We start from the raw sequence: 22762 nt of genomic DNA, 5'->3' as shown, positions 1-22762 counted from the left end.
ACACTGAGCGAAGCCGTGCCTTCATTGTCACCCGTCTTTGGTACCACGGCGCCCGGTCGAGCGTGATGCACAATCACCGCCAGCGCCGCTCTGTCAAAGCCGCCGCCCTGTTCCGGCCATCTGGCCCCTGGTACAATGTTCTTTATGTCCAGGTACTTATCGCGATCCTGATTGGCGTTCTCGTTGGCTGGTTGTGGCCTGCTGTGGGGACGAACAGCTGGGTCAAAGCGCTTGGTGACGGATTCATCAAGCTGATCAAAATGGTGATCGCGCCGATCATCTTCTGCACTGTTGTGTCCGGAATTGCGCATGTTCAGGATGCACGAAAGGTCGGCCGAGTCGGCGTCAAGGCGCTACTTTACTTCGAGATCGTTTCAACCTTCGCGCTGATCCTTGGTCTCGTGATGGGCAATCTCGTTCAGGCCGGCCATGGGCTGCCTCCCAGGGCTGATGCCGCGGCGGTAGCCAACTACGTCAAAAGAGCGGAAGGGCAGAAGGCGGTCGATTTCCTCCTTAATATTATTCCGGATAGCGTAGTTGGCGCTCTGGCCCGAGGCGACGTGCTACAGGTGCTGCTGTTTGCCATCCTATTCGGGTTCTCGCTGATGGCGCTTGGCGAGCGGGGTGAGCGGATGCGCAGTCTGGTCGACGATGCTGCACACGCGGTGTTTGGTGTCATTAGGATCGTAATGAAGGCAGCGCCAATCGGGGCGTTCGGCGCCATGGCCTACACTATCGGCGAATTCGGACCGTCCGCGCTCGGTAAACTCATCGGCTTGGTTGCGCTGTTCTACGTGACAGCCGGGCTCTTCGTGATCATTGTGCTTGGTCTGGTCGCGCACTTGGTCGGTTTTTCTATTATAAAGTTCATCGTTTACATCAAGGATGAGCTGATGATCGTCCTCGGGACGTCGTCGTCCGAAAGCGCGCTGCCGCAGTTGATGGAAAAACTCGAACGGCTGGGCTGTTCCAAGCCGGTCGTTGGCCTGGTGGTGCCGACAGGATACTCTTTCAATTTGGATGGGACGAACATTTACATGACGTTGGCGACCTTGTTCATCGCGCAGGCGCTCGGGGTCGATCTCGACTTCGGCCAGCAGCTCACGATACTGGTTGTGGCGATGCTCACCTCGAAGGGCGCAAGTGGTGTTACCGGTGCCGGGTTCGTCACCCTGGCCGCAACATTGACCGTGGTCAGTCCTGACCTCGTCCCGGGCATTGCGATCGTATTCTCGATCGACAAGTTCATGAGCGAGGTGCGCGCGCTTACCAACATCATCGGAAACGGTATTGCCGCGGTGTTTGTGTCGTGGTGGGAAGGTGAACTCGACCATGTCTCCCTACACGCGCAGCTCAAGTAGATCTGCGATCTCAGCTCGGCCATTGCGGACTAGAAATCACTCTTTGAATACCTGCATTCTGGGGGGCAATCGTCGTGCAGTACAGGGCCAGCCTGATTCCAGCGGGAATGGTGCAGGGTCATTACGCTCACGGTGGTGCACCAGACCAGCGTCGGCATTGGTACCTGCGGCAGCCCGCCGGCTGATGTGGTTCATTATCCCGGGTTTGAGCTTCCTCCAAAAGCGGGAGCTCAATCGTGCCTACGCGCGCGAGCGACAGTGGTTCGATTTCTCGCCTCGCCGTCGAGGGGTCGGCGCATCAAGCCGACGCTCTTTTCAAATGTTCCTTTTTCTACGCTAGACTACGAACGGCATATTCCCTTTGTTGCGGTAAGACACGACCTATCTTTTATTGGCCTTCAGATGAGGGCGCCGAAGCGGCCTCAGCAGCTTGGGGCAAATCGTGGCGATCCATTCTTTTGATTCAGAAGCGAACTTGCGCGGAGCGCGTATGCTGCGTACCGCGTTGGGGCCCGCCATCGCATGGTTTTTGGAAGATCCGGCAATCGTCGAGGTGATGCTCAATCCCGACGGCCGACTGTGGATCGACCGACTGTCGAGCGGCCTTACGGATACTGGCAAGAATATATCCCCTTCTGACGGAGAGCGAATCATCCGCGTGGTGGCTCACTACGTGGGTGCCGAGGTTCATCCCGGGAGCCCACGGATTTCTGCCGAGCTGCCCGAGACGGGGGAGCGATTCGAGGGGCTACTGCCGCCGGTCGTGGCCGCGCCAACATTTGCGATCCGAAAGCCGGCGGTCGCCGTGTTCAGCCTCGAGGATTACGTCGCAGTCGGCATTATGACGCCGGACCAGGCCGGTGCATTGAGGCATGCAGTTTGCGCGCGTAAGAACATTCTGGTCGCCGGCGGCACCTCGACCGGCAAGACGACACTGACCAATGCCCTTCTCGCCGAGGTGGCTAAAACGACTGACCGTGTCGTTCTCATCGAAGATACGCGCGAGCTTCAGTGCTTGGCGCCAAACCTCGTGGCGCTCCGCACGAAGGACGGCTTGATCTCGCTCTCCGACCTGGTCCGTTCGTCGCTTCGTCTGCGTCCCGATCGAATTCCCATTGGTGAGGTGCGCGGAGCCGAGGCTCTCGATTTGCTCAAGGCCTGGGGCACCGGACATCCGGGCGGAATCGGCACGATCCATGCCGGAACGGCGCTCGGGGCGCTACGCCGACTCGAGCAGCTAGTCCAGGAAGCTGTCGTCACAGTCCCCCGGCCGCTTATCGCCGAAACAATCAACGTAATCGCGGTGCTCAGCGGCCGCGGCGCCGAACGCCGCTTGAGCGAGCTCGCCCGCGTCACCGGCTTAGAAGCATCAGGTGATTACAGCCTTTCTGCAATTGGAGACCGATCATGACGATGCCTTCATCTCTCCGCCGCGCCAGCATTCCGGCCACGGCAATTGTGACCCTTTGGCTGAGCAGTATCCCGGCGTGCGCCGCTGGCTCAAATATGCCGTGGGAGCAACCGCTCAACCAGATTTTGCAATCGGTCGAGGGTCCCGTCGCCAAGATTATTGCGGTGATCATCATCATTGTGACCGGGCTCTCGCTCGCATTTGGCGACACGTCTGGTGGCTTTCGTCGCCTGGTTCAGATCGTGTTCGGTCTGTCCATCGCCTTTGCGGCATCAAGCTTCTTTCTGTCTTTCTTCTCCTTCGGCGGCGGCGTGGTGATCTAATGGAGGAGCCTATCGCAGGCTTTATCGTGCCCGTGCATCGTGCGCTCACCGAGCCTATCCTGATGGGCGGCGCGCCGCGCGCCGTGGCGATCGCCAACGGCACGTTAGCGGCGGCACTCGGTCTTGGGCTGCGCCTGTGGGTTGCCGGCCTTCTCCTCTGGTTCGTCGGCCACATGGCCGCCATCTGGGCCGCAAAACGCGATCCCGATTTCGTGGAAGTCGTGCGCCGGCACGTCCGTATTCCAAGCCACCTCAGGTCCTAGAGTTGCCTATGATGAATCTTGCCGAATATCGCCGTTCAAACACGCGCCTTGCCGACTTCCTGCCTTGGGCGGCCCTGGTCGATGAGGGCGTCATTCTCAACAAGGATGGATCCTTTCAGCGAACGGCCCGGTTCAGAGGGCCGGATCTCGACAGCTCAGTGCCGGCCGAGCTTGTTGCTGTCGCAGGCCGCCTCAACAATGCGCTCCGTCGCCTCGGATCGGGGTGGGCCGTCTTCGTCGAGGCGCAACGGCATTCGGCAGGACGCTATCCGCCGGATACATTCCCGGACGTCGCCTCGGCGCTGGTGGATGCGGAGCGGAAAGCGCAATTCGAGGAGGCCGGCAGCCACTATGAGTCGAGCTACTATCTGACTTTCCTCTATCTGCCTCCGGCAGAGAGTGCGGCCGTGGCGGAGCGTCTGCTATACGAGGGCAGCCATCGCGCTGCGGGAGCGGATGCGCGCGAGGTGCTTGCCGGCTTTGTCGACCGGACCGGCCGCGTCCTGCAGCTCGTCGAGGGTTTCATGCCGGAATGTGGCTGGCTCGATGACGAGCAAACGCTGACCTACCTGCATTCGACGGTCTCGACCAAACGGCATCGCGTGCGCGTGCCAGAAATTCCGATGTATCTCGATGCGTTGCTTGCCGATCAATCCCTGACAGGAGGTCTCGAGCCCATGCTGGGCGAGGCGCATCTGCGCGTTCTGACGCTCGTGGGCTTTCCGACCGCGACCACGCCCGGAATTCTCGACGACCTGAACCGACTGGCATTCCCGTATCGCTGGTCCACGCGGGCGATCATGCTCGACAAGACAGATGCCACAAAGCTCCTCACCAGGATCAGGCGGCAATGGTTTGCCAAGCGCAAGTCGATCGCGGCGATCCTGAAGGAGGTGATGACGAACGAGGCCTCCGCGCTTCTGGATACCGATGCTCACAACAAGGCGATGGACGCCGACAGTGCGCTCCAGGAATTGGGCTCGGATCAGATCGCACAGGTCTTCGTTACGGCAACGGTCACGGTCTGGGACGGGGATCCTCGCGCAGCCGACGAAAAGCTCCGCCTCGCCGAAAAGGTCGTACAAGGCCGCGACTTCACCTGCATGGCCGAGACGGTCAATGCCGTCGAAGCCTGGCTCGGCAGCCTGCCGGGACAAACTTACGCAAACGTACGCCAGCCGCCGGTCTCGACCCTGAACCTCGCCCATATGATCCCGCTATCTGCCGTATGGGCCGGAGAGGTGAGGGATCACCACCTCAACGCGCCCCCATTGTTCTTCGGTAAGACTGAGGGTTCCACGCCATTCCGGTTTTCTCTGCATGTCGGAGATGTCGGCCACACCATGGTCATCGGGCCGACGGGCGCCGGTAAGTCGGTGCTGCTGGCGCTCATGGCGCTGCAGTTCCGCCGCTATCGCGAGGCGCAGATCTTCGCGTTCGACTTCGGAGGCTCGATCCGCGCATCGGCCATCGCCACGGGGGGCGACTGGCATGATCTCGGCGGCGCCCTGGAATCCTCAGAATTCGTCTCGCTCCAGCCGCTTGCAGGCATCGACGATGTCGGCGAGCGAGGCTGGGCATCCGACTGGATCGCATCGATCCTGACGCGCGAGCGGATCGAAGTCACCCCTGAGACCAAGGATCATGTCTGGTCGGCGTTGACCTCACTCGCCTCGGCACCAGTTAAGGAGCGGACTCTGACTGGGTTCTCCGTTCTTCTGCAGTCCAACGCTCTCAAGCGCGCGCTGCAGCCCTACTGCCTCGGTGGTCCATACGCCTTTTTGCTCGACGGCGAATATGAACGGCTGGGTGAAGCCTCCGTCCAGGTGTTCGAGACCGACGGATTGATCGGGACCTCTGTCGCGCCCGCAGTTCTGGCCTATCTGTTTCACCGGATCGAGGACCGCTTTGACGGCCGTCCGACACTGCTCATCATCGACGAAGGCTGGCTTGCGCTCGATGACGCCGATTTTGCCGGCAAGCTCCGCGAGTGGCTCAAAACCCTCCGCAAAAAGAACGCCTCGGTCGTGTTTGCGACCCAATCGCTTGCCGATATCGATGGCTCCAAAATCGCGCCTGCCATCATCGAGAGCTGCCCGACCCGCATCCTTTTGCCAAACGATCGCGCCATCGAGCCGCAGATCATGGCGATTTACCGTCGCTTTGGGCTGAACGACCGGCAGATCGAGATCCTCGCCCGCGCCACTCCGAAGCGGGACTACTACTGCCAATCGCGCCGCGGCAACCGCCTGTTCGAGCTCGGACTTGGCGAAATCGCGCTCGCCTTCGCCGCCGCCTCGTCCAAAGCCGACCAGGCTTTGATTGATCGGGTGCTTGCCGAGCACGGAAGGGACGAGTTCGTCACCGGCTGGCTCAAGGCGCGCGACCTCGGCTGGGCCTGCAATCTCATTCCGCAGTTCGCCAAACAAGGAGCGCTCTGATGAGCCGTATCCGCCCGCTTCTGGCAGCAAGTATCATCGCCATGACCATGATCCAAGCGCCCCGCGAAGCGAAGGCGCAGTGGATCGTGTTCGATCCCAACAACTACGTTCAGAATGTGCTGACGGCCGCGCGTGAGCTGCAGCAGATCAACAATCAGATCACTTCGCTCCAGAACCAAGCGCAGATGCTGATCAATCAGGCGAAGAACCTGGCGAGCCTGCCTTATTCATCCTTGCAACAGCTCGAGAAGTCGATTCAACGCACCCAGCAGCTACTCTCGCAGGCGCAGCGGATTGCCTACGACGTCCAGCAGATCGATCGCGCGTTTTCCACCACTTATGCGCCGGCATCGGCGAGCATGTCCGATGGGCTCCTGGTCGCAAATGCCCAAACACGCTGGCAGAACTCAGTTGCCGGACTGCAGGACGCCATGAGGGTCCAAGCGAGCGTTGTTGGCAATCTCGACGCCAACCGCATCCAGATGTCCGCCCTCGTGACGGCGAGCCAGGGCGCAGCGGGTGCGCTCCAGGCAAGTCAGGCCGGCAACCAGCTCCTTGCGCTGCAAGCCCAGCAGCTTGCTGACCTTACGGCGACTGTTGCCGCGCAAGGTCGCGCACAGACGCTCGAATCCGCCCAACGGGCTGCAGCGCAGGAGCAGGGTAGGGAGCAGCTGCGGCGCTTTCTCAATCCGGGCCAAAACTATCAACCGACAACCGTGCAGATGTTCCACTGATGCAGATGTTCCACTGATCATGAAAATACGATTTGAACGACTACCTGTCGCGGCAGCAGCTGGTCTTGCTGTCCTGTTGGTTGCCGCCTGCGCCATTCGCCTGCGCACCGACGAGAGCGCGACCCAGTCTTCCGTCTCTCTAACCTCAAAATCGGATTTGACCGCAGCAAAGCTCGAGCAATGCCGTATCGTCACCTACGAGCAGAAAGACGCTCTGCTTGAATGCCAGAAGATCTGGGCCGAGCAGCGCAATCAGTTCTTAGGCGGAAGCAGGTCAACTGATGGTTCGCATAGCCGGACCGGCGCGGCGCCATTCCCCTCTCCAGTCCCGCGTAAAGACGAAGGTCGCCTCCCGTCCGGCTTTTCCTCCATTCCGAGCCAAAGCGAGTGAGCCATGGGCGGCACGGGCGTCATCGACCAGTTTCTAGAAACTTTCACCCGCTACATCGATTCCGGATTCGGTCTCCTCGGGGGCGAAGTCGGATATGTCGCCACAACGCTGGCTGCAATCGACATCACCCTGGCTGGCCTGTTCTGGTCATTCGGAACGGACGAGGACATCATCGCCCGGCTGGTCAAGAAAACCTTGTTTGTCGGCGTCTTTGCTTACCTGGTTGGCAATTGGAATAACCTCGCCCGGATCGTCTTCGAAAGTTTTGCGGGGTTAGGTCTGAAAGCCTCAGGGACAAGCCTTTCGTCAGCAGATTTCCTAAGGCCGGGCCGCATTGCGCAGGTAGGCCTTGATGCAGGCCGGCCAATCCTGGACTCCATCTCTGGGCTGATGGGCTATGTCAGCTTCTTTGAGAATTTCGTTCAAATCGTGGTCCTGCTGTTTGCTTGGATCGTGGTGCTGCTCGCGTTCTTTATCCTGGCGATCCAGCTGTTCGTGACCCTCATCGAATTCAAGCTGACGACACTTGCCGGGTTCGTCCTGATTCCCTTCGGCCTCTTCGGCAAGACCGCTTTTGCGGCTGAACGGGTGCTGGGCAATGTCATCTCATCGGGGGTCAAGGTTCTGGTCCTTGCCGTCATCGTGGGCATCGGGTCGACCTTGTTCTCGCAGTTCACGAGCGGCTTTGGCGGCAACCAGCCGACCATCGAGAATACGATGGCACTTGTCCTGGGCGCGCTCGCCCTCTTGGGCCTTGGCATCTTCGGCCCCGGTATCGCCAATGGCATCGTCTCCGGAGGTCCGCAGCTTGGCGCAGGCACCGCCGTCGGCACGGGCCTCGCTGCCGGTGGGGTGATCGCGGCAGGAGCTGGCGCTGCCGCCGGCGCTGCAGGTCTTGCCGCCGGCGCGATTGCGGGCTCGCTGCGCGGTGTAAGCGCGATTGCAAGTGGCGCGACGAACATGTTGCGGGCGGGAAGCTCCGGCGTCGAGGCGAGCGCGCCAGGCGCGGCAAGTCCCTTGCGTTCGCTCGCAGCCGGCCTTGGACGAGCGACTGGTCATGTCGGTCAGGAGGAGGGGGGCTCCTCGGCCGCCCCCGACAGTCCGCCAGCCTGGGTTCGGCGTATGAAGCGTGCGCAGACCATCCAACAGGGAGCATCAGCGGCCACGCACGCGGTTCGGTCAGGCGATCACGGCGGGAACGGCGCATCGGTGGACCTCTCACAAGACAATCGCTGAGTTCGCTGTCTCTCCAAAATCCATTTCCAACCATGCCTTGAGGTCAGACAAATGTTCAAACGATCGGCCGTTCACTATGGCCGCACGCCGGAGCCGGTCACGCCCTATCAACGCGCAGCTCAAGTCTGGGATGACCGCATTGGTGCAGCACGAGTCCAGGCCAAGAACTGGCGGCTCATGGCATTCGGCTGCCTGTTCCTCTCCGCGGGCTTTGCTGGAGCTCTGGTCTGGCAATCAGCCCATGGCACGATCACGCCCTGGGTGGTTGAGGTCGATCAATTGGGTGAAGCGAAAGCACTTGCCCCTGCAAATGCTGCCTACCAGCCGACGGACCCGCAAATAGCGTTTCACCTGGCGCGCTTCATCGAGCACGTCCGCGGTTTGCCGATGGACGCGATTGTCCTCCGCGAGAACTGGCTGCGTGCCTACGACTTCACGACCGATCGCGGCGCCGCCGCGCTCAACGACTATGCCCGCAACAACGACCCCTTCGCCAAGCTCGGAAAGTCTCAAATCGCGATCGAGGTCTCGAGCGTTATCCGAGCCTCGCCTGAGAGCTTTCGCCTCGCCTGGATCGAGCGCCGCTACGATAACGGTCAACTTGCCGCAACGGAACGGTGGACTGCCATCCTTACCATCGTCGTGGAAATGCCTCGCGATCTGGATCGCCTACGCAAAAATCCCCTTGGCATCTACGTCAACGCTATCAACTGGTCAAAGGAGCTCGGCTAACATGCCGTCAGGTCTTGTTTTTGTGTCACGAAAAGCGCGGCCGTGCTTGCCTCTGGCTCTTCTGGTCTGTGTCTCGACGCTCGGCGGCTGCACGACCTTCAGGCCGCCGCAAATCAGCTACGACAACGAGCTCCCGCCGGCACCGGACTTGCCGGCGCTTGCCGATGATCGCCCGCGACCGCTACATGTGCCACCGACCTGGAAGGCTGCACGAGGCGGCAAGAGCGCAGAGGCCCAGGAGCCTGTCGAGCGCATCGAAACCGCAAATGACGCTGCACGCGTGCAGCCTCGCAAAGCCGGCTACTACAATGCGGTGCAAGTGTTTTCCTATAGTCCGGGCGCGCTCTACCAGATCTATGCCGCGCCGGGGCAAATTACGGACATTGCGCTCGAGCCCGGTGAGCAGCTGATCGGCTCAGGACCGCTCGCCGCAGGCGATACCGTCCGCTGGGTGGTCGGCGACACCGAGAGTGGCAGCGGCGTCGCCCGCCGCGTTCACATCATGGTCAAGCCCACCCGTCCCTCGATCGAGACCAACCTCGTCGTCAATACTGATCGCCGTACTTACCTGATCGAGCTTCGCGCCAACGAAAAGCCCTATATGCCCTCGGTCGCCTGGTTCTATCCGCCGGATCCTGGCGGGCGAGCTCGAGCTTTACCGCCGGCACCCTTTATTCCGGACCTGCCGGCGCGCCGCTACCGCTACGCCATCGAGGGCGACAGCCCGCCTTGGCGTCCCGTCAACGCTTATGATGACGGCCGAAAAACCTACATTGAATTCTCCCCCGGCGTCAGTCAGGGCGAGATGCCGCCGCTCTTCGTGATCGGGCCCGACGGCAAAACCGAGATCGTCAACTACCGCGCTTACGGAAATGTGCTAATTGTTGACCGGCTGTTCGCGGCCGCGGAACTGAGGCTGGGCGAGGAGCACCAGCAGAAGGTCAGGATCGTGCGAACCGACGGGAGGTCGCTTTGAACGATACGGACCAGGCGATCGATACACCAAAGGAAGCGCCTCGCGGCAAGCCGCCGGAAGAGATTGCCGAAACCCTGCGGCTCCGGCCGGATCGGCCAAAAGTTGCGCGCCTCTCGCGGAAAGTCCTTATCGGCGGCAGCGCCCTTGTGCTCGCGCTGATCACTGGCGCGGTGCTCTGGGCGCTGCACGAGAAACGGTCAGGTACTTCAGCACCCGAGGAGCTTTACGCGACTGACCACCATAACGTCGCCGATCAGCTCGCGACCTTACCGAAGGATTACACCGAGATCCCGAAGGACGTGCCGCGCCTGGGGCCGCCTTTGCCCGGTGATCTCGGTCGGCCGATCGTCGCAGCACAGGGCTCTTCGACATCCAGCTCGCTCGGTATTGATGCCGAACAGCAGCGTGTCAATCAGGAGAGCGAGGCGGCACGGACCAGCAAGGTATTTGCCAGCACCAATGTCCGGCCACAAGCCCCCGCCACTTCATCGAGCGAAGCCCGTTCGAGCGGCGTGCCATCATCCGACGAAGCATTTGCTCAGAATGGCCAAGACCGAAAGCTTGCGTTCGTCAGTGCAACGGTCGATCGTCGGACGACAAGCTCCGATCGCCTTGTGAGGCCGGCTTCGCCTTTTGTCGTTCAGGCCGGAACGGTCATTCCGGCCGCTCTCATCACAGGAATCCGCTCCGACCTGCCTGGCCAGATCACGGCGCAAGTCACAGAATCGGTGTACGATTCTCCTACCGGGCGAGCTCGCCTTATCCCCCAGGGAGCAAGGCTGATCGGGAGCTACGATAGCCAGGTCGCATTTGGGCAGTCGCGCGTGCTCCTGGTCTGGACGCGCCTTATCATGCCGAATGGGAGGTCGATTGTTCTGGAACGGCAGCCCGGTGCAGATGCGGCAGGCTTCTCTGGTCTTGAGGACGAGGTCGACAATCATTGGAAGGAACTGTTGGGGGCGGCCGCTCTTTCGACGCTGCTTTCCGTCGGCACGGAGGTGAATTCCGGGGCGGATAACGGCAATACCAACAACGATCTCATTGCCGCCCTCCGCCGTGGAGCTGGGGATTCGATCAATCAAACAGGCCAGCAGGTTGTCCGCCGCAATCTCAACATACAGCCGACTTTGACGATCCGTCAGGGATTTCCGGTGCGGGTGATCGTCAACCGTGACCTGATGCTCGAACCGTATAGAGGTTGAGGACGATGGCAAAGCTTAAGCTCGGAGCAATCGAAGACGACAAGCCGATCAAGATTACGCATGAACTGCCCGCGAGCGTGCACAGGGATCTCGTGGCATATGCCCAGATCCTTGCACAGGAGACCGCTCAGCCGATCGGAGATCCGGCCAAGCTTATCGCGCCCATGCTGGCCCGGTTCATGGCGGCCGACAGGAGCTTCCGGAAAGCGCGCCGCGCGCGTCAGCGACCGATCGAAGGCGAGGAATAGCGCTCGGAGAGGCGAATTTGGCGGACCTTGTCTACCGAGAGCTGCGCAATGGCGCGGGTGCGAACCGATTCGAGTTTTCTGCCTATCGGCACGCCGGCAATGAGACCCGGCCCTGCAGGAATTCCTGATGTTACTCGTCAGTCACGGCATCATCAAAAGGCTGATCAGCATGAAGACAGGAATAAGCCTCGTGCTCGAGTCCGACATAGGTGTTGCCGCTGACCTCGACGGTCCAATCCAGGCGTTGCTTGAAAACGCGGTAGCGCAGCCGGTGCATCTCGGCGAGATCGTGGGACGAATTCCCCGTGTTTTCCCACCCTGCCAAGGGGCCATCCGGCCCGGCGAAGAATGCGCTCCATGCGGGCGTCGGTCACAGCGACGATTTCGATCAATTCAATGGAAAGGCCGAATTCAATTATGCCCGCAAACAGCTCGTAACTGGCAGCAGCAAGTCCGCCGCTCGCCTTCGGCGCATCCGCGGGAACATCGAGCGCGAATCGGCTGCTCCCCCAGATCCGATCGCTTCGTGGCGCCGGCTGGCCGTCCAGCAGGATCGGGAAGATGTCCCCAGCATGGTTGGACCGGTCGAAGGCAAAAGCCGGACGCAACCTTGAATACGTCCGGCTCCCGAGCGGTTCAGTAGATCCACCGCTCAAGGACGTCAAACTTGTCGACTTCCATGTACTCCGGCGTGATGAGCTGCATCATTTTTGCCCCCTGCTTCGTTTCGGCAACTAAGCAGAAGGCCTAGGCAAGCGCATCCTGTGCAGTTCCACAGGTGTTTATGGAAGGCCGGTGTTTCATTTTCGAGATTTTGATTCGGTGAACCGCACGATCGCTTGACGAAGCGAGCTGACACCAGCTTCGCACGGGCGTTGTCCAGGTGAAATCCCGCGGTTGCTCTGCGATGCCGAGAATGATCCCGATCTCCCTAGCCGATTTACCGCGCGCGGAGCATTCGAGACACTGGCACTCGCGAGGAGACAGCACCACGCCGCCGATCATGCGATCAATCGTCCAGAAGCGTTTTGCATGCTCATGTAAAAGCGTTTGCGACTAATCGCAGGCTCTAGGCGTGCTCGACAAGCGCGCGCTCGAAACCAGTTCGACGCTCGTCACTTGCAAAGCTCAGCGTGGCGATTACGCCCTTGTCATCGTGGATTTCTTCGAACAAAGCGCGTTCGGACTCCGACCGATTTCGCGCTTCAAATCCAAGCCCCCATCGGAAGGGCTTAGGCTGGCGCATTGCCCGACGCACCCCGGATCGACGGATTCGTAGCCACGCTGCAGATAGACGGCGGTCCAGGAGGGGATATGTCGAGATCACGTTGGGAGCACTGCCCGGCTCACGGGAAGAGCGATATATGCGAAGCACGACAGTTTGAGCGCAGCGGCGACCTCAGCCATGCTCTGCTGAGCTGCGTCTTGATGCGTTGCTTTCGGTCAATCGTTCAGCAAACCTTTGAAAAACCCGATCCATCTTTGATGAACCCGCGGGCCTCCTCGCAAGCGCTACTCGTGTTAGAAGCATGCTGTATTTACACGGAAAAACATAGCCTGAGTTTCTGAAGTAGTTGGTGCACTCCTCCTCGGAGAAGAGATCGAGGAGTTCACCAACCTTCCGCCAGGTTGCCTCCACGTCACGAGGCTCTGCGGCTCGCATGAGGTGTTTGAGTTTGGCGAAGACCCGCTCGATCGGGTTGAGGTCAGGGCTGTAGGGCGGCAAGAAGATACGGTGGGCGCCTCTGGCGCGGATGGCTTGGCGAGCCGCTTTGCCCTTGTGGCTGCCAAGATTGTCGAGGATGACGATCTCGCCCGGCGCGAGTTCTCGACGTACAGGGTGAAGAGCTCACCATTGATGGGACCATCGATCACCCAAGGCGCGCTGATCCGATCGTGACGCAGCGCCGCGATGAAGGTCATGATCTTCCCATGGCCGAAAGGTGCAGAGGCTTGGAGGCGCTGCCCACAAGGCCCCCAGCCGCGCAGCGGTGCCATATTGGTTTTGATCCACGTCTCGTCGATAAACACCAACCGCGCAATGTCGATCCTGCCTTGATGCGCTTTCCAGCGGGTCCGCTTACGTGCGACGTCTGGGCGATCCTGCTCGGCTGGTAGAAGCGTTTTTTTGAAGCTGAGCCCCTCGGCGTGAACAAAAGTCCACACCGCCCGCACGTCTGTCTTGATCACCCGTGCGGCCAGCTCCTGCGTCAGCTTGCGCAAGGTGAATGGCCCCGAGCGAATGCGTTTGCGCAGCTAGTCGGCGTTGGCATCCGACAGAACCCGCTTCTTGTGGCCGCCGATCTGGCCGGGCGCCAGGCCTCCGGTATCACGCCTAAGGTTCTTCCACTTCGTCACGCAGGAGGGGCTGATCTGGAGCGCCTCGGCAATAGAACGAACCGTTTCCCCTGCGTCAGCTCGCGCTAGAGCCCGTTCCCGGATGTCTTCCGAATAGGGTCGCGTCATCCATGCTGGCCTCCGCCCTCCAGCATGGAGGTTGAATCAGAAATCGTTCCCGCTGGGAATCCCGATTCCGGTCAAAAACAACATGCTCCTAGCGAATCGAGCATCGTTGCGAATGAGGCAAAACAACGAAGAAGTCGATCCAGTCCGGCGTAGATCAATCCTGATCACGAGTGCCTGGTTTGGGCTGCTGGGGCCGCATCAGGTCTTGCCACCCTGTGGTAGCATCCCCGCCAACTCGACGGTTTTCGGTCGTCTGTTCGAAATCCTGCAAGCAGGCGGGGAAGATCGCCGGATTACTGCGCTATTTAGCTTCTCGCTTCGCAGGTTTGTACCGCTCTTCCGATTACAACGAACTGCTCACCAAGGAGATTGCAAATGAAGGTCGGTGTTCCCAAGGAAATCAAGACGCACGAATACCGCGTCGGCCTGACGCCTGGGGCCGTCCGCGAATACGTTGCAGCTGGCCACAGCGTATTGGTCGAGAGCAACGCTGGCGCCGGGATTGGCGCGACAGATGATAACTACCGCAAAGCTGGCGCGACGATTGCGACCTCTGCTCGCGAGGTATTCGCGTCGAGCGAAATGATCGTGAAAGTCAAAGAGCCACAGCCCTCCGAATGGACGCAGCTTCGAGAAAACCAGATCCTCTTCACTTATCTGCATTTGGCTCCGGATCCGGACCAGGCGAAGGGCCTCATGAACTCTGGCTGCACCGCAATTGCCTATGAAACTGTGACCGACGCGCACGGTGGCCTTCCACTGCTTGCCCCTATGAGCGAGGTTGCGGGAAGACTTGCGATTGAAGCCGCGGGTGCGGCGCTGAAGCGGTACGCGGGTGGACGGGGACTGCTGATTGGCGGGGTACCGGGCGTGCCACCCGCTCGCATTGTGGTGATCGGCGGGGGCGTTGTCGGCACTCACGCTGCACGCATGGCGGCAGGCTTGGGTGCTGAGGTCACGATCCTCGACCGTTCGATTACCAGGCTTCGCGAACTGGATGAACTGTTCGAAGGGCGAGTACGTACCAGATTCTCGACGATTGACGCCGTTGAAGAAGAGGTATTCGCGGCGGATGTTGTCATTGGTGCCGTCCTCGTTCCTGGCGCGAGCGCGCCGAAACTGGTCAGCCGCGGTATGTTGAGTTCGATGCGCAAACGCTCCGTGATCGTGGACGTAGCGATCGATCAGGGCGGATGTTTCGAGACATCGCGTGCAACGACACATGCCGATCCAACCTATGAGGTGGATGGCGTTATCCACTATTGTGTCGCAAACATGCCGGGAGCTGTGCCGCTCACCTCAAGCCAGGCACTCAACAACGCTACGCTGCCTTTTGGTTTGGCTCTCGCCGGTAGAGGATTTGCAGCTGTACTCGAAAATCCGCATCTGCGCGCAGGCCTGAATGTCTATCGGGGCCGACTAACCTATAAGGCTGTCGCCGAGAGTCTTGGTCTTCCCTTCTCGCCGATTGAACAGGCCGCGGCCTGATCCTAGAGGTCCGACGGGACGTTTCGTCGCAGACCTGGGCCGCTCATCAGAGTGGCCCTTTTTGTGTGCCGAGTATGAGCGACAGCTTGGAGATGGAAGTCCTCTACCCAACTTGATTGACGGAAGGCTTAGCCAAGCGCAAGGGCGTCAACGTGCCCGAGGTCCTTGAATGCGGGTGCGATGGAACGGACGACAGCTAGTGCCTGCGCCGCGCGTTCAACCAGCAGCTAAAGCTCATTCGCGGCGCGGTCGGGCACATCATCCTTCCAGCGTTCCGATCCAAGCGGGCGCTCCAGCATACGACGGATACGCAAGGCTCAGGCCCGGTGGCCTTGATCGCAAGCAGCCTTGCATCCGGGCTCGGCGAGGGAATCGTTTCGCCATAGATGCGGCGCGCCTCTTCGGTGTAGAACTCGACATAGGCGCCACCGATATCGACTTCGCCTAGCGACTCGGAGAGCGGCTTGCCCTGCTTGGAGGTCAGGATTAGCGCGAGATCCTCGCGATTGGCGATGATCAATTCGTACCATTTGCGCAGGATGTTGGAACGTTGCTTGGCTCTGAGCTTAGCCCATGCAGAGAGCGCTCGTTCAGCAGCCTCCACGGCTCTCGTGCAGCCGTCGACCGAGAGCTGCAGCAGTTTGGCGAACTCAATGCCGATCGCCAGGTTGTTCTTACCAACGGCGAGGTGAGCCGACTCAGGCGCCATCAATGTAGCAGTCTCCCGCAGAAGTGACGGGTCCTTCAGACGCTAGCGCAGGATGGACGAGCATTGCGTGGGTTGTGTGGCGGCGGTCGGGAGGTTTTCAAATCCGAGCAATCAGGTCTTCGTCGAGCGTGAAAAAAGGCCGCGCGAGATATCGCGCGGCCGAGTCAGGGAGGAAACGCCCCGAAGGGCACTGAATAGGAGCTCGGCAAGTAAATGAACTCACTGGAACTCCAATCTTGCACACAACGTCGTCAGATCGTGCAAGCGGATATCGGATACTCATTTACCTGGGAGGATTGGAGGCATTCGCAGCCATATCTTGCAGTTTTTGTGCGCAGATTTCGTCAAGTTCGCAGCAACTATTATCTCGAAGCGTTTCTCGCGAGAGTGTTCGAACTTGCGTACTGTTCATTGAGGCCATCGAACACTCGCTCGGTGTACGCGTCCACACCCTCGATAGCTCGGTTTCAGCATCAATCTAAATTAGTCAGCACTCGTCAACGAGCGGCAGAGAAACGTTGAGCTCGGCGATTTAGCAGGATAGTTCCGCGTCGCGACAGTGCGAACCAGCGTCGGGCGCGTCCGGACAAGTCATCTGAAGGGCAAAATGCGCAAAGTCGCGATCAGAATTCGCTAAAGATCATCACCGCGTCGCGGATTCCACGTTGGGCTACGCGAACAGCTGGCACTGCCGGAGATTTCAGGGGGCATTGTCACAGGCGCAATCTGCACTACCGCATGCTCTACGGGAGCGTGGCGCAACGTGAGTCGAATGCCAGCAACGAATTCAAAGATCATGTCGTATCGTTGTCACAACCTTCTTGGAATCCGGGCAAATTGCAACCGAATTCGAGCGCAAGCCCAGTGAAGAATCGATCAAGAAGCATGCCGATAATCTGAGCGCCAGCTCGCAGCATCCAGTCGTGTTGAGGGATTCGTGACCGATTTGCACGACGATGACCCCATGAGGGAGGCGACCTCCCTGCGGTCTGTCATTAATCTCTATGCACACGCTTCCCGAACGTGGTCTCGGCCCAACGAAACCTTGGCTTCAACGAGGATTAAGGAGTTCAAGGTAACTTACGAATGGCCGCGCGCGCAGTTGAGCAGTGGGTGAACGAGCTCAATTAGCCTCAGCGCGCGATATTGATGCTGAAGATGCGCCGCCACGAGAAAGAGTTCATGTAACGCGGCGAGGACCAGCCATCGCGACGAAAATCGTCAAAAAGAGCCTCTCCGGGGCTGAATTCCATAGCGGAGGTGGTTCCTCGGCACTGGCCTGGCGGAGCAAGAGCATCACAACTATCCTCCGTGAGGAGGACACGGCCGCGACGTTTCAGGCAATCAACGAATAACGGCAACTGTGGTGAAGTTCATAGTCGTGGAATCAGCTAGTCCTCGTGCTACCATTCTTTGCGCCTTGCGGAGTCGCCAAAGTGTTGGACGCAACGACCACTGCGCTTTTGCATGCTGTTCTTGAGGAGGTTTGCGAGGGTCTGCCTCGCAACGAAACCGGCACTCGGGCCCATGTCGCTTCCAAGATCTTGGACGCGGCCAACAGAGGTGAGGTCACGGCGGACCGCCTTAGGCAGGTCGGCATGGAAGCTCTTCGCTCTGCGCCAACAATGTGGCGGTAGGTGCGGACAACAGTGATAGTGCTCATGTGAACTTCCAGGTCACGGTGTTGAAGATCCTTGTGAGCTACCCGGACGGGTTCGCATCCATGCCGGACCTCAAGCGAGACATGGCCATTTTGGCCACGAGCGGTCCCGATTGCGCGGCGCGCACCAAGAGAATGGGCGCCCGCGTGCCCGAGCTCAACCTTTTTTCCGCAGCGACTGGTCGAGCGTGTGAATGGAGGGTGGCGCATCACGGACAAGGGACGAGCGGTGCTCGAACTGATGGAGCCGCGCCCTAGCCCGCCCCAAGTCCAGCCAGAGGACACGAGAGCTCCTGAGCTGCCATCGCCAGTGCCGGCACGATCCCATTCTGTCGAAGTACGTCGGCGCCAGCCTGAACGACTGGGGCGGCGCCGGTCCTCTAAGAGCCGAACGTGCGCACCGCACTCTTAGACCGGACCATCTAGGCGATTAAGGCCGCGCCCGACGATCAGGTTGCCGACGGAGAATTTTCGATGCCGTTTTGGAGTTCGAAATGTTTATTGGAGAGCTGGAACGAGAAGTGCTGATATCTCAGCACATATCGGGGAAAAGGTTCCGTTGCTTCGATCAGGTCCAAGATCCCGGGATGGCAGTGCGCCATTGTATGGACCTCGATTATCGGCGCGTGAGCCGGTTGGCTGGTGCCACGCGCAGGCGCGGCAAGTGGGACGGAGTGCCTGGGAGTCTCGCCGCCTCTCCGGCAACAGTATCTGAGCGCTGATGCCGCTCGGCATAAAGCGATCGATGGCCGACACGCTTGGTTCGCATTGCCTCACGTCAATCCGCTCCCGCCTCGTTCTTGAAGCATCCCTCTTAGACCGTCGTCCGTGAACAGCGCCTAAGGTGCTGATCAGGAGCCGGTTTTCCGGACGTTGGCGCGTTTCGGATTGCAGGCTTTGATAGGTTTGAGCATCAGAAGCCTGCAACTTGCAGTTTGAGATTCCGTCGAATCGCGAAAGCCTGATTCGATGGCCGTATCGGAGGAGCCGATGCGACCGAAAAGCCGAAAGCGACGGAAGAAGGCGATCTATTTCGTGCCAGGCTCGACCAGATCATCAACATGAAGCACGAGCTGGTGCAGCTCGCCGACAAGGTCAACTGAGATTGGATCGATGCGCAGATTGCACCGCTGTACAGCGACAAGGGCCGCCCTGGGATCGAGACCCGCCTCGTGGTTGGGCTGCTGCTGCTCAAGCACATTTATGGCCTCTCCGACGAAGGCGCGTGCGATCGCTGGGTCCATGATCCGTATTCCAGCGCTTCACCGGCGAGCCGTTTTTCCAGCATGAGTTTCCGCACGAGCGCTCGGATCTCAGCCATTGGCGCACGCGCTTTGGTGACAAGCTCGACCTTCTGCTGGCCGAGAGCCTGAGGGTGGCGCACTACGCCGGGGCACTGCGCAGGCGCGATCCCCAGCGGGTCACGGTGGATACCACGGTGCAGCCCAAAGCCGTCACCTTCCCGGCGGACGGCAAGCTGCTGCATGCCGTGCGAAACAGCATCACCCAGAGTCTTGCCAGTCCGGACAGGGCTCGGCCGAGACGCGCCGAAGCTTGTGCTGCGAGAGTTAAGTGCCGCTGCGCCAACTCGGCACGACAGACTGGCTGAGTTGCCTCCGCGCAAGCGCAGAGTAACTGCTGGCTAACGAGGCCAGCGCAATCGACCTGGACTCTCACGATCTCCGCCGGCGGATGGCCCGTCGGATCTAATTGACCAGTTAAGTGCCCCAAATGATCATCATGTCCCTGACACGTTCCGTGCGCTTGCTCTCAAGGAACGCTGACCGGCGGCGTGGCCGCGGTCGGGCGCAACACGAAGCGTTCTTGCTGCTGCCCGCGCGCCGCCAAGATGATTGCAAAACCAACAAGGAAAATCAGAGACCCACGCATGACCAAAAACTACCTCAGAACCCATATCGCAATTGTGAACCCCTCACATCCGGCCCAAACGACACGCGTCGCGGGCAGGATGTCGCGCCGCTCTTCAGGTGCCGTTTGCTGAGCCGAAAGCAATAGCGATCATTCGTGCTGCAACGCGGCCGAATAGCCTTGTGCGGTGCTCAAGAAATGCATTCTCGAGGCGCAACAGCCGGAATTATGTGCAAAATCAGGATAAGAACTGACCGCGCGGGCGCAGGAAAGGGGCCCGGTTGCAATTCAGGACGCAACTAGGGGCGCTCATGCGCGAGCATGATTTTGTTTCCGGCCGCCTCCTGGGGGTGACCGCCGCTGGATAATGCTCCTATGTTCCAGCCTATTCGCCTTCGTGTTCTTATAGAGCTTAAGCAATTTAAGGCCTCGTATCGCCTCTGACGCCAATGGCCATAAGTTTTTTCGACCGCCGACTTGCCACCTTGGCCAGCTTGATGTGCCTCGCGAAGAGCTCTTCTGCTTTTTTTCTGCCGGAATGACTTGAAGGCGCCGCTGAGCGGTGTGATCCTGATGCCTTTGGAACAGTGCGCAGGCCCTTGGGCTGCTCGGAGGCACGGAGCAGGGCGACGCCGCTGCCCAGGACGATGCCCTGCTCGATAGCCGCGCGGGTCGCATGCATCGCGTCATCAACGCGATCCTTGCGCTCCTTCGACTTCAGTCGCGCCGCCAACGCGGACACCGCGACGGCGCCGAGCTTGGCGAGACGCTCCTGAAGCTTCTCAAGGTCGTAGTCCGAGGTGGTCTCCTCGATCTGAGCCTTGATCTGGGCCACGCGCGCCTCGATGTCGGCCTTCTGCCCGTGCCGTTGACGATCGTGGTGTTCTCCTTGTCGATCATCAACTTCCTGGTGCGACCGAGCGTGTTGAGCGTGACGTTCTCCAGCTTGATGCCGAGATCTTCCGAGATCGCCTGGCCGCCTTCGCCTGATGGGTGGCCGGCGCAACCAAGGCATTCGAATTGAGGAGGATTAAGTGCTGATCTATCTCGACAACAACGCGACGACACGGACAATCCGTCCATTCTACAAGTGTTGCCGTTCTTCTCCGAACAGTCCGGCAATGCCTCCTCCGCCCATGCCCTTGGCCGAGAGGATGCAGAGCCGTGAAGCAGGCGCGTCGCAGCGTGCAAGGATTGTTAGGGAGCGCGCATGATCACGAAATAATCTTCAATCCGGCGGGAGCGAGGCCAATAACACCAAATTCCTTTCTGCGCTCGCGACGCAGGAGCGCCGCGACGAAATCGTCACCTCCGTCGAGCATTCCGCCATCCATGCGCTGGTCGACCAATTTGGCGACAACGACCGTTAAGACGCACGTGATCCCTCTACATTCATACGGCCGGCTCGACATCGGGGCGTTTCGATGCGCGCTCGTTCCGCGTACTGCGATCGCGTCTGTTATGTAGGCCAACAACGAGACCCGAGCACGCCGGTGGAGTTTCTAGCCGGGTGACGCGAGAGGCGGGCGCGCTGTTTCATACGGGTGCGGTGCAAGCCGTAGGCAAGCTGCCCATCAACCTGAAGGACGGTGCCATCGACATGCTGTCGCTGTCCGGGCACAAACTGCACGGTCCTAAGGGGATCGGCGCGCTTGATTTGCGCAAAGCCACAAAATTCAGGGCGCTGATCTGGGGCGGCACACAGTTACGGGGGGGCCGCGCGGAACCGAGAATATTCCCGGCATCGTCGGTCTTGAAAAGTCGCAGAGTTTGCGCCGGCTCGGCTCGAGCCGGAGCGCTTTCGCATTGGTGTATTGCGCGACCGCCTCCAGCAGGGGATTTTAGCCACCTCCGACTGCATGGCGCTTGGCGACATCAGCAACCGTCAACCAAGTAGGACAAACATCGCTTTTGACCATCTCGAAAGTGACGCAATTCTCCACCATCTCAATCGTGCAGGCATTGCCGCTTCACTCGGCTCAGCCTGCGGATCCCGCTCAATCGAGCCATCGCATGTCCTGCACGCTATGGGCTTGCCGGAGAAGAGCCTGCACGGCGCGGTGCGCTTGTCCCTGTCGCGTGAGACAACGCTCGAAGAGGTCGACTAGGTCATCTCCGTACTGTCACATCGCGGCTCAGCTGCGCGCCAACTCGCGGGAGCATGCTAAACCACCAAAGTATGCATCGCGGTCCAGAAAATTGACCTCATGAAGCTCTTGAGTCGCCGCTCTCTTGCGGGCCTTTCGCAAGAAAGATCTCGAGGAGCCGATCGTGGAATCCGAGTATGAAACGCTCTGGGGCGGTTGGATCAGAATGGCCAATGGCTGGATGACGATCTGCCCGAGATGGCGAGCGACACGCCGCTGCCGATCACAATAAATGCCAGGACGCGGGGGAAGACGAGGGGACTGATGAAGGCGCTCCCGCGAATTGAGTTTGTCAACGCAGCCGACGCGAAGGCGATTCTTGCCGATCTTGCGGTGAGGATGAGAGCCTAGCATTGTTCCGTATCTCGGACTTGGCCTCGCCGAGTTGATCGGACCAGATATGCCAATGACACAGGAGGCCTTCTGCCTTCTTCAGCAAAGTTGCGCTACCGCGCCAGGCCAAAGGCAACGTCTGGGCGCGGGCGCAGAATGTCGAGAGCGACACACATCGCTCCACCGTGACGGCTTTGATGGTCCAGGCGTTCGCCCGCCGGTGGAGTCGACACCACTGCATCATCATCTAGCATCCTTACTGCCGGTGACAGTCGACTCTTGGTACGACGGCCCGATGCGGACGGCGCTCTCGGTACGCGCGACGGATGGGGTGAGGTGCAAGGTATCGCGCGCTCCAGCATCCACGTCGATTGCTGGTATCCATTTACGATCCGGTGGGCCAAGAGGTTGATCATGCCTCGGCGGCCCATTGGCCTACTGTGCTGCGCAAGCCGCATGGCAGCGTGCTGCCGGTCAAGAGCTTTCTGGTTACTGGCGCTGATTATGCTGAGGTTCTGACTGAAGTCGACATCCAGGCGTCAGTTCCCGACATCATCGAGGAAAGGCCGAACGGACGGAGCTTCCTCTTCATCGGCGGTCGCTTCAATGATCGGTCTTTTGCTATTTATGGGGCGCCACCGCCACCTCCGCGGCCGCCTTGCGCGGCAGATCACCAAAATGATCGGTTGACGTCCATTACGCGATCGTTGATCCGCAAGCACTCTCGCGCAACGAACTCTGCTTTCTGGTCGAGCAACACCTGACACCCGAT

At 60.0% G+C, this 22762-nt stretch carries 19 protein-coding genes and 7 pseudogenes; 20 read left to right on the top strand and 6 right to left on the bottom strand.

Going from position 1 to position 22762, the window contains the following annotated elements:
* Positions 1 to 65: 65 nt before the first annotated feature.
* From dctA to IVA79_RS31655, 12 genes are all read left to right on the top strand, one after another.
* A complete protein-coding gene (gene dctA, locus IVA79_RS31710) occupies positions 66 to 1361 on the top strand; it encodes a C4-dicarboxylate transporter DctA (protein ID WP_247560534.1) in 1296 nt (431 codons plus the stop codon).
* Positions 1362 to 1851: 490 nt separating this feature from the next.
* Entirely contained in the window at positions 1852 to 2772 is a 921-nt protein-coding gene (gene trbB, locus IVA79_RS31705) for a P-type conjugative transfer ATPase TrbB (protein ID WP_247560532.1), read from the top strand.
* Positions 2773 to 2774: 2 nt separating this feature from the next.
* Positions 2775 to 3095, top strand: coding sequence for a TrbC/VirB2 family protein (locus tag IVA79_RS31700; RefSeq protein ID WP_247278044.1), 321 nt, complete (start codon positions 2775 to 2777; stop codon positions 3093 to 3095).
* A complete protein-coding gene (locus tag IVA79_RS31695; RefSeq protein WP_247560530.1) occupies positions 3095 to 3358 on the top strand; it encodes a VirB3 family type IV secretion system protein in 264 nt (87 codons plus the stop codon). Before IVA79_RS31700 ends, IVA79_RS31695 begins: the two co-directional genes overlap by 1 nt.
* A gap of 8 nt (positions 3359 to 3366) precedes the next feature.
* Positions 3367 to 5799 carry a conjugal transfer protein TrbE gene (trbE, locus tag IVA79_RS31690; protein ID WP_247560528.1) on the top strand — a complete coding sequence of 811 codons (2433 nt, stop codon included), beginning with the start codon at positions 3367 to 3369 and terminating at the stop codon, positions 5797 to 5799.
* Entirely contained in the window at positions 5799 to 6533 is a 735-nt protein-coding gene (gene trbJ / locus IVA79_RS31685; protein WP_247560526.1) for a P-type conjugative transfer protein TrbJ, read from the top strand. Before trbE ends, trbJ begins: the two co-directional genes overlap by 1 nt.
* Before the next feature lie 19 nt (positions 6534 to 6552).
* The gene (gene trbK-alt / locus IVA79_RS31680; RefSeq protein ID WP_247560524.1) at positions 6553 to 6924 is read left to right on the top strand and encodes a putative entry exclusion protein TrbK-alt; all 372 of its coding nucleotides are present in this window, start codon (positions 6553 to 6555) and stop codon (positions 6922 to 6924) included.
* Between the two features lie 3 nt (positions 6925 to 6927).
* Complete coding sequence (trbL, locus tag IVA79_RS31675) at positions 6928 to 8160, top strand: P-type conjugative transfer protein TrbL (RefSeq protein ID WP_247560522.1); 1233 nt, start codon at positions 6928 to 6930, stop codon at positions 8158 to 8160.
* A 51-nt stretch (positions 8161 to 8211) separates the two neighbouring features.
* Positions 8212 to 8892 (top strand): conjugal transfer protein TrbF, encoded by a 681-nt coding sequence (gene trbF, locus IVA79_RS31670; protein WP_247278012.1) that lies wholly within the window; start codon positions 8212 to 8214, stop codon positions 8890 to 8892.
* 1 nt (position 8893) lies between these two features.
* A complete protein-coding gene (gene trbG / locus IVA79_RS31665; RefSeq protein WP_247560520.1) occupies positions 8894 to 9868 on the top strand; it encodes a P-type conjugative transfer protein TrbG in 975 nt (324 codons plus the stop codon).
* Positions 9865 to 11070: a TrbI/VirB10 family protein gene (locus tag IVA79_RS31660; RefSeq protein ID WP_247560517.1), complete on the top strand. Its 1206-nt coding sequence runs from the start codon at positions 9865 to 9867 to the stop codon at positions 11068 to 11070. The genes trbG and IVA79_RS31660 overlap by 4 nt, the downstream gene beginning before the upstream one ends.
* A gap of 5 nt (positions 11071 to 11075) precedes the next feature.
* Entirely contained in the window at positions 11076 to 11318 is a 243-nt protein-coding gene (locus tag IVA79_RS31655; protein WP_247560515.1) for a DUF2274 domain-containing protein, read from the top strand.
* A 130-nt stretch (positions 11319 to 11448) separates the two neighbouring features.
* Here IVA79_RS31655 and IVA79_RS31650 read toward each other — a convergent pair whose 3' ends face one another.
* The 4 genes and pseudogenes from IVA79_RS31650 to IVA79_RS31635 form a co-directional block, all read right to left on the bottom strand.
* Positions 11449 to 11643: an acyl-homoserine-lactone synthase gene (locus IVA79_RS31650; RefSeq protein WP_256465676.1), complete on the bottom strand. Its 195-nt coding sequence runs from the start codon at positions 11641 to 11643 to the stop codon at positions 11449 to 11451.
* Positions 11630 to 11999, bottom strand: a pseudogene (locus IVA79_RS31645) (acyl-homoserine-lactone synthase); the annotation flags it as partial. The pseudogene IVA79_RS31645 and the gene IVA79_RS31650, both read right to left, overlap by 14 nt.
* Before the next feature lie 66 nt (positions 12000 to 12065).
* Complete coding sequence (locus IVA79_RS31640; RefSeq protein WP_247560513.1) at positions 12066 to 12323, bottom strand: LuxR C-terminal-related transcriptional regulator; 258 nt, start codon at positions 12321 to 12323, stop codon at positions 12066 to 12068.
* A gap of 547 nt (positions 12324 to 12870) precedes the next feature.
* Positions 12871 to 13784: pseudogene (locus tag IVA79_RS31635) on the bottom strand (IS630 family transposase); the annotation flags it as partial.
* A 375-nt stretch (positions 13785 to 14159) separates the two neighbouring features.
* Here IVA79_RS31635 and ald point away from each other — a divergent pair.
* Complete coding sequence (gene ald, locus IVA79_RS31630; RefSeq protein WP_247560511.1) at positions 14160 to 15272, top strand: alanine dehydrogenase; 1113 nt, start codon at positions 14160 to 14162, stop codon at positions 15270 to 15272.
* Positions 15273 to 15603: 331 nt separating this feature from the next.
* Here ald and IVA79_RS31625 read toward each other — a convergent pair.
* A pseudogene (locus IVA79_RS31625) lies at positions 15604 to 16020 on the bottom strand (aldehyde dehydrogenase family protein); the annotation flags it as partial.
* A gap of 1397 nt (positions 16021 to 17417) precedes the next feature.
* On the opposite strand from IVA79_RS31625, the gene IVA79_RS31620 reads away from it, so the two are divergent.
* The 3 genes and pseudogenes from IVA79_RS31620 to IVA79_RS31610 all read left to right on the top strand — a co-directional run.
* On the top strand, positions 17418 to 17618 hold the full coding sequence (locus IVA79_RS31620) for a hypothetical protein (protein ID WP_247560509.1): 201 nt from the start codon (positions 17418 to 17420) through the stop codon (positions 17616 to 17618).
* Between the two features lie 26 nt (positions 17619 to 17644).
* A pseudogene (locus IVA79_RS31615) lies at positions 17645 to 18053 on the top strand (hypothetical protein).
* Between the two features lie 565 nt (positions 18054 to 18618).
* Positions 18619 to 19130: pseudogene (locus IVA79_RS31610) on the top strand (transposase); the annotation flags it as partial.
* A gap of 966 nt (positions 19131 to 20096) precedes the next feature.
* On the opposite strand, the pseudogene groEL reads toward IVA79_RS31610, so the two are convergent.
* Positions 20097 to 20491, bottom strand: a pseudogene (gene groEL, locus IVA79_RS31605) (chaperonin GroEL); the annotation flags it as partial.
* A gap of 529 nt (positions 20492 to 21020) precedes the next feature.
* Here groEL and IVA79_RS31600 point away from each other — a divergent pair.
* The 4 genes and pseudogenes from IVA79_RS31600 (at position 21021) to IVA79_RS31585 (ending at position 22754) form a co-directional block, all read left to right on the top strand.
* Positions 21021 to 21407, top strand: a complete 387-nt coding sequence (locus IVA79_RS31600) for an aminotransferase class V-fold PLP-dependent enzyme (protein WP_346658215.1) — start codon at positions 21021 to 21023, stop codon at positions 21405 to 21407.
* Positions 21325 to 21618: an aminotransferase class V-fold PLP-dependent enzyme gene (locus IVA79_RS31595; RefSeq protein WP_247560507.1), complete on the top strand. Its 294-nt coding sequence runs from the start codon at positions 21325 to 21327 to the stop codon at positions 21616 to 21618. The genes IVA79_RS31600 and IVA79_RS31595 overlap by 83 nt, the downstream gene beginning before the upstream one ends.
* Before the next feature lie 99 nt (positions 21619 to 21717).
* Positions 21718 to 21906: pseudogene (nifT, locus tag IVA79_RS31590) on the top strand (putative nitrogen fixation protein NifT); the annotation flags it as partial.
* A 455-nt stretch (positions 21907 to 22361) separates the two neighbouring features.
* Entirely contained in the window at positions 22362 to 22754 is a 393-nt protein-coding gene (locus tag IVA79_RS31585; RefSeq protein ID WP_247560505.1) for an SIR2 family protein, read from the top strand.
* Positions 22755 to 22762 lie beyond the last annotated feature (8 nt).

The organism is Bradyrhizobium sp. 138, from assembly GCF_023074075.1.
Taxonomy (GTDB): Bacteria; Pseudomonadota; Alphaproteobacteria; order Rhizobiales; family Xanthobacteraceae; genus Bradyrhizobium.
The sequence above is the reverse complement of the archived record's forward strand: the minus strand, read 5'-3'. Positions and strand labels throughout refer to the sequence as shown.

Coding starts and splice junctions, on each gene's coding strand:
- dctA (WP_247560534.1), top strand. CDS start 66: ATGCACAATCACCGCCAGCGCCGCTCTGTCAAAGCCGCCGCCCTGTTC.
- trbB (WP_247560532.1), top strand. CDS start 1,852: ATGCTGCGTACCGCGTTGGGGCCCGCCATCGCATGGTTTTTGGAAGAT.
- IVA79_RS31700 (WP_247278044.1), top strand. CDS start 2,775: ATGCCTTCATCTCTCCGCCGCGCCAGCATTCCGGCCACGGCAATTGTG.
- IVA79_RS31695 (WP_247560530.1), top strand. CDS start 3,095: ATGGAGGAGCCTATCGCAGGCTTTATCGTGCCCGTGCATCGTGCGCTC.
- trbE (WP_247560528.1), top strand. CDS start 3,367: ATGATGAATCTTGCCGAATATCGCCGTTCAAACACGCGCCTTGCCGAC.
- trbJ (WP_247560526.1), top strand. CDS start 5,799: ATGAGCCGTATCCGCCCGCTTCTGGCAGCAAGTATCATCGCCATGACC.
- trbK-alt (WP_247560524.1), top strand. CDS start 6,553: ATGAAAATACGATTTGAACGACTACCTGTCGCGGCAGCAGCTGGTCTT.
- trbL (WP_247560522.1), top strand. CDS start 6,928: ATGGGCGGCACGGGCGTCATCGACCAGTTTCTAGAAACTTTCACCCGC.
- trbF (WP_247278012.1), top strand. CDS start 8,212: ATGTTCAAACGATCGGCCGTTCACTATGGCCGCACGCCGGAGCCGGTC.
- trbG (WP_247560520.1), top strand. CDS start 8,894: ATGCCGTCAGGTCTTGTTTTTGTGTCACGAAAAGCGCGGCCGTGCTTG.
- IVA79_RS31655 (WP_247560515.1), top strand. CDS start 11,076: ATGGCAAAGCTTAAGCTCGGAGCAATCGAAGACGACAAGCCGATCAAG.
- IVA79_RS31640 (WP_247560513.1), bottom strand. CDS start 12,323: ATGATCGGCGGCGTGGTGCTGTCTCCTCGCGAGTGCCAGTGTCTCGAA.
- ald (WP_247560511.1), top strand. CDS start 14,160: ATGAAGGTCGGTGTTCCCAAGGAAATCAAGACGCACGAATACCGCGTC.